The 11,869-nt window shown below is 57.7% G+C and carries 9 protein-coding genes; 4 read left to right on the top strand and 5 right to left on the bottom strand.

Annotated elements, in window-relative coordinates; genetic code table 11:
- From argF to arcD, 3 genes are read right to left on the bottom strand one after another with little or no spacing between them, the layout of a single operon-like run.
- Complete coding sequence (argF, locus tag AADJ11_RS19385; RefSeq protein WP_341236057.1) at positions 1 to 1,002, bottom strand: ornithine carbamoyltransferase; 1,002 nt, start codon at positions 1,000 to 1,002, stop codon at positions 1 to 3.
- A gap of 15 nt (positions 1,003 to 1,017) precedes the next feature.
- Complete coding sequence (locus AADJ11_RS19380) at positions 1,018 to 2,250, bottom strand: arginine deiminase (protein ID WP_341236056.1); 1,233 nt, start codon at positions 2,248 to 2,250, stop codon at positions 1,018 to 1,020.
- A gap of 26 nt (positions 2,251 to 2,276) precedes the next feature.
- A complete protein-coding gene (gene arcD, locus AADJ11_RS19375) occupies positions 2,277 to 3,746 on the bottom strand; it encodes an arginine-ornithine antiporter (protein WP_341236055.1) in 1,470 nt (489 codons plus the stop codon).
- A 292-nt stretch (positions 3,747 to 4,038) separates the two neighbouring features.
- Here arcD and AADJ11_RS19370 point away from each other — a divergent pair, with 292 nt between their 5' ends.
- From AADJ11_RS19370 to AADJ11_RS19360, 3 genes are all read left to right on the top strand, one after another.
- Entirely contained in the window at positions 4,039 to 4,383 is a 345-nt protein-coding gene (locus tag AADJ11_RS19370) for a phasin family protein (protein ID WP_341236054.1), read from the top strand.
- A gap of 27 nt (positions 4,384 to 4,410) precedes the next feature.
- Positions 4,411 to 5,265: a universal stress protein gene (locus AADJ11_RS19365; RefSeq protein ID WP_341236053.1), complete on the top strand. Its 855-nt coding sequence runs from the start codon at positions 4,411 to 4,413 to the stop codon at positions 5,263 to 5,265.
- 161 nt (positions 5,266 to 5,426) lie between these two features.
- The gene (locus AADJ11_RS19360; RefSeq protein ID WP_341236052.1) at positions 5,427 to 6,272 is read left to right on the top strand and encodes a fumarylacetoacetate hydrolase family protein; all 846 of its coding nucleotides are present in this window, start codon (positions 5,427 to 5,429) and stop codon (positions 6,270 to 6,272) included.
- A 42-nt stretch (positions 6,273 to 6,314) separates the two neighbouring features.
- Here the strand turns inward: AADJ11_RS19360 and AADJ11_RS19355 are convergent, their stop codons facing one another.
- Both AADJ11_RS19355 and AADJ11_RS19350 read right to left on the bottom strand, forming a co-directional pair.
- Complete coding sequence (locus tag AADJ11_RS19355; RefSeq protein WP_341236051.1) at positions 6,315 to 8,057, bottom strand: type I secretion system permease/ATPase; 1,743 nt, start codon at positions 8,055 to 8,057, stop codon at positions 6,315 to 6,317.
- 105 nt (positions 8,058 to 8,162) lie between these two features.
- Positions 8,163 to 9,587: an O-antigen ligase family protein gene (locus AADJ11_RS19350; RefSeq protein ID WP_341236050.1), complete on the bottom strand. Its 1,425-nt coding sequence runs from the start codon at positions 9,585 to 9,587 to the stop codon at positions 8,163 to 8,165.
- 178 nt (positions 9,588 to 9,765) lie between these two features.
- Between AADJ11_RS19350 and AADJ11_RS19345 the strand changes: the two genes are divergently transcribed.
- Positions 9,766 to 11,844 carry a hypothetical protein gene (locus AADJ11_RS19345; protein ID WP_341236049.1) on the top strand — a complete coding sequence of 693 codons (2,079 nt, stop codon included), beginning with the start codon at positions 9,766 to 9,768 and terminating at the stop codon, positions 11,842 to 11,844.
- Positions 11,845 to 11,869 lie beyond the last annotated feature (25 nt).

Raw genomic sequence — 11,869 nt, 5'->3', positions numbered from 1 at the left:
TCAGGCCCCCAAGGTGGCGACAAGAACCGCCTTGATGGTGTGCAGCCGGTTTTCCGCCTGATCAAAAACGATAGAGGCGGCGCTTTCAAAAACCTCTTCGGTCACTTCCATGCAGTCCAGCCCGAACGTGTCCTTAATCTCGGCTCCGACGGTGGTTTCGGTGTTATGAAACGCGGGCAGGCAATGCATGAAACAGGCGCGCGGGTTGCCGGTTTTGGCCATCACCTCTGCCGTCACCTGATAGGGTTTTAGCAACTTGATACGCTCGGCCCATTTTTCCTTGGGCTCGCCCATGGACACCCAGACATCCGTATAAACAAAATCGACATCCTTGACGGCGGTATCCACATCTTCGGTAACCATGACGCGGGCACCGGTCTCCTTGGCGATCGCCTCGGCTTCGTCGATGATCGCTTGTTTCGGCCAGCAGGCCTTGGGCGCGCAAAGCCGGACATCCATGCCCATCTTGGCCCCGCCAATCAGCAGGCTGTCACCCATATTGTTGCCCGCATCCCCCAAGAAGGCATAGGCCACGCGGTGCAGCGGCTTTTCCACATGCTCTTGCATGGTCAGGAAATCAGCAAGGATTTGCGTCGGGTGAAATTCGTTGGTCAGCCCGTTATAGACAGGCACACCGGAATACTTTGCCAACTGTTCGACGATGTCTTGACCAAAGCCGCGATATTCGATCGCGTCGTAAATCCGGCCCAGAACCCGCGCCGTGTCTTTGACGGATTCCTTGTGCCCGATATGCGATCCGGTTGGTCCAAGATATGTCACCCGCGCGCCTTGGTCATAGGCTGCGACTTCGAAACCGACACGGGTGCGCGTGCTGTCTTTTTCAAAGATCAGCGCGATGTCCTTGCCTTGCAGCTTGGGTACCTCGGTGCCGGTGTATTTCGCGACCTTCAGATCGGCGGCGAGCTTGAGCAGGAACGAAATCTCGCGCGGGGAATAATCGCGCAGCGTCAGAAAATGCCGGTTCTTCAGATTGTAAGCCATTGGGTGTCCTTTTCGCTACACAGGGTCGCGCATGGTGGGGCAGCTCATGCAGTGGCCGCCGCCGCGACCGCGCCCCAGTTCGGCACCGGGAATGGCCAGCACCTCGATCCCCGCCGCCTTGAGCGCGGCATTCGTATCGTCGTTGCGGTCGTATCCGATGACCACGCCAGGGCGCAGCGCCAGCACGTTGTTGCCGTCGTTCCACTGTTCGCGGGCGCGTTCCTCGGCAGTGTCGCCGCCTGTGGGCACGATTTGCAGCTTTTTGTAGCCAAGCACCTCTGCCACGATATCGAAGATCGGGCGCGGATCATGGCGAAACTGCAAAGGTAAGGGACCATCGCCGGGGCGAATATCGTAGCAGACCAGTTCATCGGCCACCTCTTTAAAGGTGGTCACCACATCGCCGCCGCATAGGGTGAAAATCGTATCAAGATGCATAGCAGCGCGTGATTTCGGGATGGCAAAGGCCAGAACCCGCCGCGCGGCGCCTGTGTCAAACAACGCTTCGGCCAGAAGCCCAACACCCTGCGGCGAAGACCGTTCGCCCATGCCGACAAGCACCACACCGTCACCGACGGGCATGATATCGCCCCCCTCGACCGTGGCGAGGCCGTGATCGGCGGTGGGATCACCCCAGTGGATCGTGGTCTTACCGGCAAACTTGGGGTGGAATTTATAGATCGCCGTGTTCAGCAATGTTTCGGGGCGCCGCGCGGCCCAATGCATCGGATTGACGGACACCCCGCCATAGATCCAGGCAGAGTTATCACGGGTGAACAACGCGTTTGGCAACGGGGGCAGGATAAACCCGTGCGACCCAAGATAGCTGCCGAATAGGCCCGATGGTTTGAACGGCAAATCATCGGTCGCAAGCCCGCCAAGCAGGTATTCGGCCAACTGGGCACCGGTCAACTCGCCCATCCACGCGCGCAGCTCCGACATCATGCCAACGCCGATCTGCTCTGGCGTCAGCCGATGATCCAGCACCCAATCGCGGGCTTTGGGAATGTCCAACGTCTCGGCCAGCAGGTCGTTGACGTCCAACACTTCGACCCCCTCGCCGCGCATCGTGTGGACAAAAACATCGTGATCCTTCTGCGCCTGCTTGACCCAGAACACATCATCAAACAGCAATTCCTGACAGTTGGCTGGCGTTAACCGGCGATGCGCCAGACCGGGCCGGCAGACGATCACCTGATGCAGTTTACCTGTTTCCGAATAAACACCGAGCTTGCCAAAATTTTCCATGAGAACGGTCCTTTTTCTTGGATAAGTCAGAGGGCGCTAATGACGCCGGTCCACATCATGTAGGCGGCCACAATTGCCGCACCGACCAGCACCAGCGCGGTCAGCAGCTCGACCCCGGTGAATGCGTTTTCGCGATGTGAGCGGCGTGCCCAGATATAAAACGGGATGCCCACCGCATAGAGGATCGCACACATCAGCAGGTATGTAGGCCCGGCCGCATAGACGAGCCACGCGCCATAGAATGTCGCCAGCCCGCCAATCGCCATATCGATGCCGCGCCGCTCGCCCGACCCATAGCTTTCGCCAATCAGTGCAAGTTTAAGCGCGTAGGCCCCGGAAAAGACGTAAGGCACCAGAATGGCGGTCGAGGCGATGTAGAACAGCGCAAGGTAGGTCGAGTTGGCATAAAGCGTCACGATCAGAACGACCTGCACGCAAACGTTGGTGATCCAAAGCGCGCCAGAGGGCGACCCGTTCTTATTCTCAATCGCAAAGAACGCGGGCAGCATCCCCTCTTGCGCGGCTCGGAAAGGGATTTCTGCGGCAAGCAATGTCCAGCTGAGGAAGGCACCTGCCACCGAAATCACCAGCCCGATGCGCACCAGCACAGACCCCCAAGGCCCGACGACGGATTCCAGCACATTCGCCATGGACGCCGCCGCGGGCAGTTGCGCCAGCTCGGGCTGCGACATCACCCCAAGAGAAAGCAAGGACACAAGCATATAAACCAGCAAAACGCTGACAAACCCGAGGATGGTCGCCTTGCCAATATCACTGCGTTTGGCCGCGCGGGCTGACCCGACGCTGGCCCCCTCGATGCCAATGAAAACCCAAAGCGTGACCAGCATCGTGCTTTGCACTTGTGTTGTGATGCTGCCCAGTGACAGCGCTTCCGTGCCCCAGAAATCCAATTCAAAGGTGGGCATGTTGAACGCCACGAAAACCAGCACGATAAACAGGAATATCGGCCCCAGCTTGGCGATGGTGGTAATTGTATTAACGATTGCCGCTTGCCGGACCCCCATCAACACAAGCGCATGGACCAGCCACAGCGCAATCGAAGCGCCGACAATGGCCTGCCATGTGTTTCCCTCTTCGCCAAAGGGCGCATAGAAATAGCTAAGCGCGCCAAAGATCAGCACCGCATAAGACACGTTGCCGAGCCACGCGCTAAGCCAATACCCCCAGGCGCTGTTGAAGCCGACGAAATCGCCAAACCCTGCGCGTGCATATGAATACGGTCCCGCATCCAGCGCCGGTTTGCGGGTCGACAAGTTCTTGTAAACAAAGGCCAAGGCCAGCATCCCGATCCCGGTGATCAACCAACCGATGGTAATCGCGCCGGCCGAGGCCCCGCGCGCCATGTTTTGCGGCAGGCTGAACACGCCGCCGCCGATCATCGACCCCACAACCAAAGCGGTCAGCGGCAAAAGCCCCAACTTACCCGACGCAGGTGCGCCCTGTTTTGCGTCGGTTGCACCTATATCTGCTGGCATCGGTTCTCTCCTTTTCGCAAACGGCTCGGTCCGTCGCATCGAATTTCCCAAAATGCTGAACCCGGTGCCGTTTGTTGGACGACTCAGCGCGGTTAGCTGGAACAGAACTGTCAGAATTGGCAGCGCGGCGGATTGATCTTGGTCAATCGACGCAGAAATTCCGGCGCGGGTTTCTGGGCGTATTTTTGCCACCATTTCGCACTGGCGTACCGATGATTGATGCAGGTCAATCCGGCACGCGCGTAAACCGCTAGAATTGGGCGAACTTCAAGTGAACCGGAAAGGACACGCAATGAGCACGACGACAAAGACGACGGATCTCGCCCCTTCAATGGTCAAATTGATGAAGTCCATGCAGGAAACCGGCCTTCATGCGCCCTCACTCTCTGGGATAGATTGGATGGAAGCGATGGTCGAAATGGGCAATGAAATGCTGAGCTTTACCGCCGCCCGTATAAAAGAAGACGTGGAAACCCAGCAAAAACTGATGAAGGCGAAAGAGGTGACCGACGTCCAGAAAATACAAACCGCATTCTTTAAAAAAGCGATGGACGATTATGCCGCCGAATACGCCAAACTGCTGGAAATCGGCAAAACCGTGATTGAGAGACCTCAAGCACATACCGTGCCGGTTTGAACTGCATCGCTCGCTTAGGAACCCAACATGAAAAATAGCACAATCTTATTGGTGATCGGCACTGCTACGCCGCTCACCACCTTGGCGCAAAAGCTCGAAACGATCCGCGCCATTCCTGCTCATGCTGCCATCGTTATTGTGGCCGAGATGCCGGTGTTTTCCTACTATGCCGTCGGCGTCGAACCCTTTGGCACCCCCGATATTTCTCCAGAGTGGCAACAGCAGGTCACCGCGACCAAAGCGGCACTGCATGCAAAAGAGACCGAGGTCGAAACCTTGCTTCAGCAACACGAGCTGTCTGGCGATGTGACCACGGTCGCCGCTGAACCGGGCACCATCGCAGATCACGTGGCCCGCCGCGCCATGCTGTGCGACATGGCGTGGATTGACGAAAGCCTGCGCCCCTCCAAGATGCTATTCAAACAGGCGCTTTACGGTGTTTTGTTCCAATCCCCCGTTGGCGTTCTGTTGAACACACCGAACGGGAACGTTCTGCCGGATCCCAAACGGGTGTTTGTCGCGTGGAACACGCAGTTGCAAGCCGCCCGCGCCGTTCAACAAGCACTGCCGCTGCTACGTGCCGCCGACGAAGTGATTATCGGAACCTTTGACCCGGTTATGACCGAGTTTGGCGAAGGTGAGGACCCCGGTGTCGATGTCGCACAATGGCTGACCCACCATGGCTGCAACGTCACCGTTCAGCAGTATCCAAGTGGCGGCCAAACCCTGAGCCATTGCATCATGGAGCGCGCCAAGGAAACCGGTGCGGACCTGATCGTAATGGGTGCCTATGAGCATTCCAAAGCCCGCGAAGCCATCTTTGGCGGCACGACCCGCACGTTGGTCGAACAAACCGACCAGCCGGTGTTTCTGGCCCATTAACCAATGGTGGCTGCATCTAGCGCCCAATCGTACCCCCGCGATTGGGCGCATTGCCATGGCACATCATACTTCCCACGATGACGCTGGACGCCCCTCTTGATTTCAGAGACATTGTGCGAAAATGCCCGCCAGTCGGCAGGGTTAAGATAAGGGGAAATGCTATGAAACTGGTACGTTATGGTGAGGTCGGTGCAGAAAAACCGGGTCTGATGGACGGCGAGACACTGCGTGATTTATCAAACCACGTGGCAGACATCACTGGCGATATGCTGAATGATGCAACGCTTGAAACACTGCGCGGGATCGATCCGGCATCCTTGGCCGAAGTAAAAGGCAACCCGCGTCTGGGCCCCTGCGTCGGCAATATTGGTAAATTCCTGTGCATCGGGCTGAATTACTCTGATCACGCGGCAGAAACCGGTGCGGCGATCCCCGAACACCCGATTTTATTCTTCAAGGCGAACTCCGCCATTGTCGGTCCAAATGACGACGTGGTCATGCCGCGCGGGTCCACCCATACAGATTGGGAGGTCGAGCTGGGTGTGGTGATTGGCAAGAAGGCGAAATACGTCTCGAAAGAGAACGCGCTGGAACATGTTGCCGGGTATTGCGTGATCAATGACGTAAGCGAGCGCCATTTTCAGACCCAGCTGACAGGGCAATGGACCAAAGGCAAAAGCTGCGACACCTTTGGCCCCACGGGCCCGTGGCTTGTCACCCGTGATGAAATTCCCGACCCGCAGGCGCTGGACATGTCGCTGGACGTCAACGGCAAGCGGATGCAGACCGGCAATACCAGCACCATGATTTTTTCCGTGGCCGAGATTATCGAACATCTGAGCGGATTGATGACCCTGCACCCCGGCGACGTGATCACAACCGGTACCCCGCCCGGTGTGGGCATGGGGATGAAACCAAACCCCGTCTACCTGAAAAAGGGCGACGTGATGGAATTAACCATTCAAGGCCTTGGAAAGCAGCGTCAAAAGGTTGATCAAGACGTCTGACATCTGTTGATCCAGGGACGTTTCGGCCAGATCAATTCAGGATCACCCCTGCCGTGCATGATTAGAAAGCTGCTGCCGAACCGGGGGCTTTTGCGCTTGGGGCGGCGGCCCTAGGATCTTATCCTTGTCCCCGAATTTGGTCATACGGCCCTGATCAAGGATCAAGATCTTATTCACGGCCGCAATTGCGCTTGGCCGGTGGGCCATCACGATGACGGTGCTGCCAGCCGCGCGTAGCTGCGTAATTGCATCTTCCAGCGCGGTATCCCCTGCCCCGTCAAGATGCGCGTTCGGTTCATCCAGCACGATCAGCGCCGGTTTGAAAATAACCGCGCGGGCAAGGGCAATACGCTGGATCTGCCCGCCGGACAAAGGCGACCCAGACGCACCGCCGACCTTGGTTGCATAGCCGTTGGGAAGCCGCAAAATCAGGTCATGCACATTGGCAAGCTGCGCCGCCGCAACGATATCGCCATCGGTCGCATGCGGGTCAAACCGGGCGATGTTCTGACCGATTGTGCCCGGCAAAAGCGTCACCGATTGCGGTAGATACCCGATATGGCGACCAATCGCCCCGACGGGCCATTTGTCAAAACCGGCCCCGTCAAGGCGCACCTCCCCCCGGTCGGGTTGCCACGCGCCCACCAAAAGACGCGCGAGTATTGATTTTCCCGCCGCAGATTTTCCGATCACCCCCAAGCCATCGCCGGGCTCAAGTCTAAAGCTAACGCTTTGCAGCAGCAGTTCTTGCCGTGTGGCGCTGGCACCAGCGGCAAATTTCGTCAGCGATGTGACGGTCAGGCGGCCAGAAGGTTTGGGCAGATCGATATTACCATCCTGACCTTTCCAACCTTCAAAAAAACCCATTAGGGCGCGATGGGCGAAAAGCGTCTGCGCAATGGCGCGCCACTGTCCGATGGCTTGGTCAATCGGGGCAAGGACACGACCCGACAACACCGAAGACGCGATAATCATACCCGGCGAAATCTGTTCCCTCAGCACCAAAACAGCGCCAACCGTGAGGATCGAGGATTGGAGCAAAATGCGAAACGTCTTGCTAAAGGACGCCAGAATTTCGCTGCCCTGCGCCGCGTGTTGATGGGTTTTCAGGCTTTCCAGCTGCATCGCTTGCCAATGCATCGCAAGGTTATTTTGCATGCCCATGGCGACCACGGCCTCGCTATTGCGCAGCGCTTCGGTCGCGAATTCGGATTGGCGTGCGGCACCGTGATTGCGTTGCTCTTGCCACCTGCGCGCGATGAACCCTGCAAGCCACGCGGCGGCCCCCGCAACAACCGCGCCGCCCACGACAAAAAAGCCAAGTACCGGATGCACTAAAAACAATACGGCCAGGAACACAGGCACAAAGGGAAGATCAAACAAGTTGCCCGCTGTGGGCCCCGACAAAAACTGACCGATCCCCGACAGATGTCGAAGCGGGTCAGAAGCGTCGGCATTGACGCCTTGTTTTGCCTGAAGTTGGGCAAAGAACCCGCTGCGGCCAAGATCACATTCCAGCCGTGTGCCGATGCGCGATAGCATGCGCTGGCGCAACAGATCAAACAGCCCGAAAAACAGATATAAAACGACAACGATGGCAAAAAGCCCCATCAATGTAACGACCGATCCGCTGGACAGAACGCGATCATAAACCTGCAGCATATAGATCGACCCGGTGAGCATCAGAACGCTGATAACCCCGCTGATGATCAGGACGAATGCAAACCCCGTTTTTTGCCTGCGCAAGGCCGCAGCATATTTATTTGACGCGTCGGCCGCCACCATTGCAGCTGCTCCTGGGAAACTTTGGATCGATCCGATGCTAGGGGCAAAACCTTTCGCTTTGGAAAGCACGCCTGATCTATGCGCAGAAAAATTTAGGTAACTCGGCTAGGTGTCGGGGCGGGCGTGCATATCGCGCCCCGCCGCACCCACATAATTCGGCGTTAGGGACTGTGTATATTGAACCGGCTGTGCGTTCCTAAACTTCGGCAGCGGGCGTTCGGGAACGTACCAGATTTTCGGACTGCGCAACGCTGCGGGCTTTTCCGGGAACAGCCACATGCCAGCCCCGAACAGAAAGAAAACCAGCGCATATAGTGTACCCCAAATATGCACTGTCGCCAGCGCCAACGTCAGCCCGACAAAGCAAAACACCCATGCCCGCCGCAAGGGCCATATCGGGTCGTCTTCGCGCAAGGGCCGCAGGCCGATCCGCCAAATTGCATAGCCGTAACCGGCGGCCAAAAAGGTAAATCCGGGGATGCCGTACCGCATAGCGGATAGCAGCCAAAAATTATCAATGCTGGGCGTGTGCATCCAGACCGGGCGAACCCAATCGTTCAGGCCCAAGCCCCAGATCGGATGGGCCCAGACATTAACCATACCCCAGTCGAAAATGGTGGCGCGCCAATAGGCGCTATCAGCTGAAAAGGTTGCATAGCTCATGAAAACGCGCATCGGTGTGCGGTTCGACAGCAGATCGACAATGCAATAGCACAGGACCAGACCCACCAGCAGGATCACCCATCGATTGGCCTGCGCGCGGAATACCGCAGCCCACATGATCAGTCCAATCTGCACAGCGACCGATAAAATTGCCCCACTGGAAAGCGCCAATAGGCCAGCCAGGCATATTAAAGCCGTCAGCACCAAGCGGGTGAACAGGGTTAACGTCGTTTGCAGCCCCACCAGGCAGATCGCTATGCCAAGGGAGCAAAACACACCCCAATGGATCGGATGTTCAAATCCCATCTGCACCCGTTCCAGCCCCAGCCGTCTGTCGATCGACAAATCAGGGGGAGCAGTCAAAAACGGAATATGCCCTGCCATTTCAATCAGCGGCGACGTGCCGGTGATCGCTTCGATCACTGCAAAAGGCAGGCACAGAATGATCATCGCAACAATCGCATGGATCAGCGTCAGAAAATCGTCGCGGTCGCGGATACAGGCACGACCCAGCAAATAGGCCCCCAGAAAATCCGCCCCCGTCGCGCCAGCGTTTTGCAGTGCTTGATCGGGGTTATTCACCCACAAGGCCAAGGCCATCCAGATGAAATGAAGCGTAAATAGCGCATCGGTCGCGATCAACGGCCCGTAACACCCCCGCGCCAAATTCACCGCAAGCGGAATGATCAGCAGGATCAGCAAAAGACGCGCCCCACTTAGATAAAGCGGCCCAATATTAACCCCTATCGGCAAGATAACCAGCGCAAGGAAGACGCCAATCACGACACCAACAAAACGACGCCGCCGCGTGTCCGGGGCATCCAACCCGCCAAAATTACGCGAAAATACACTGTCCGCGATGCTCATCCAATAGACCCTGCCTGTGGCACTAACACTCAAAACGCCCAACAACGATTGAACCCTGCCAAGCTTAAAATACGGTGAAGATTAACGGCACCGCCGACCAAACCCCTGCCCGCGCAACGCCAAAGAGCCCGCTGATATACCGGGCAACCTTGAAGAATTGGTAACGGGAAGGTCTGCCATGCAAATGACAATCGGGATCGGCACGCATCTGGGACAAACACCAACGGGCGACCAGGCGGCGGCCCCCCCCGCCGGCATTTCCCATATCCTAAGCGACGGTTGGCGGGCATTTCATCCGCAAGCTGCCGATGTCACCCCCACGTCGCCCCCCATTATCGTCACCAGACAGGGGTTCGATGGATCGGGCAATTCGACCACGTATAGCGACAGTGTCGCGATCACAACCCGCACCCGCGAACCCTATCCGGATCAAGACACCCTAACCGGAACCGACGTCGCCTTGTCTGATTTCATCTATGCGGGTGACACCATCAGCTGTGTCCCCAACACCAGCACCCTTGCCTATCCCAAGCCCATCGCGATGTGGCTGAACCATGATCGCGAACATGCGAACGGGCCGGTTCACAGGTTGCGCCTTGCCGTCGCGCATGGGTTTGCAAGGCTGGGCCGTCCCGTGGCCGCTGTGAAATTCATCGCCAGCGACGGGGTGACCAGCGTGGCGCAAACGGTGTCGTCCATGACCTCGACTCAGTTCGAGGCTTCCGGTCTCCATGTCCCGCATTTCGCGACTGACATGGATTTGACGCCCCTGACCCAAGGCGCGTTACTGACAATTGATGCGGTGATTTATCCGTGGGTCGGCGACACGTTTACCATCTCGACCGATGCGGACCCCTACCCATCCCCCAACTTGACAACCTTGCGTTTGCTCAACGACCGCACAGGCGCATACGGCGCTGCTTTGGCCTATGTCGACAGCGCATCGGGTGATGACAGCACCGGCGCTGTGGCAAGCGATGCAGCGCCAGCGGGTACACCCTTTGCCACAATCGCAGCGGCCGCGGCGGCCATTGCGACGTTCAACGCAAACACCTATGGGCGCCCGAATGATGCGGGTGGCGGTATCATCAGGCTGGTCGAAGGAGTGCATGATTTCACCCCTTTCAAAAGCCAAGGCACCAGCATCGACGTGCCGCTTGTCGTTGAGGCTGCTGATCCCGCCAAGCGCGGCACCACGATCCTGACGGACGGGGGCAGCAGCAAGTTCAACGCCATCCCGGCCCAGCTGAAAATCCGCGATCTGACCCTGCGCAAGACCGGGGGCAGTGTGGTGTTTTTGGACAGTGGTGCCGCATCAGCCAACCATCTGTTCGTCACTGAAAACTGTATTTGGGATGCCAATAACACCAGCTATTACGGTGCGTGGGTGTACCGTGTCGGTCGGTTCTTTCAACGCAATTGCGCGATTGGCGCAGGCGGTGACCCGCGGCAGGGCAACTTTTTCTCGACCGAAGCCACGATGGTCACTGCGATCGGATGTGACCGCTGTGCGGGCTCCATCACCTATCAGGCAGCGGGCTGTTCAAACCTGCCTGAATTCAACTGGCGCGCCCCCACCACTGCGCGGCCCGCGATGAACGGTCTTTTTCTGGGATGGAATGTCTTTACCAACGGCACGACCTCGAACCCGATCATCAATATCAACGCCCCCATCGGCCCGCGCGGCTTGGCTTTTGTCGGGAATATTGTTGAAAGCTGGGGCAGCAGCAGCAATGCGGCCCTGCGCCTGAATGCCGATGGTGATGCCAGCCCCGCCGAAAACGTGGTGTTCCAGCACAACAGCATCGTCGGAGAGCGTATTAATCTGATGTATCTTGATGGTGCCGTGAATGTCGCGAAATCTGCTCATGTCCGCTTTAACCTGTTTGAGCGGCTGAATATCAAAAGCGATGTTTTTGCGAGCGAGGGCGGAAATACCGGCAACTGGCCCGTCCGTTACAAGGTCGGCTGGTCGCATAACGCAATTGCCAGCGGGTCGAACAACGGCGCAGGGTATGGCCCCGTTTCATGGTTGGGCGAGACCCCATCGGCGGGTGAGACGACAGGCACCGCGCCCGCCTTTGTCGATGACAGATCACATCTCGGATCCGATACAGGCGGCGGCGACTATACTCCGACGTCGGCATCGGCCCTGCCCGTCATTCCAGTTGGCCGCACCGCCTATCCCGTCGATTTGGTCGGGAATGTCATCATTGCGGGGCAATCTTGCATCGGGGCCATCACCACACCCGTTTAAGCCGCAGCACCTTAACGGCCCGCGC

It is taken from the genome of uncultured Sulfitobacter sp. (genome assembly GCF_964021855.1).
Classification (GTDB): domain Bacteria; phylum Pseudomonadota; class Alphaproteobacteria; order Rhodobacterales; family Rhodobacteraceae; genus Sulfitobacter.
This window is presented reverse-complemented; position numbering and strand designations above follow the sequence as displayed.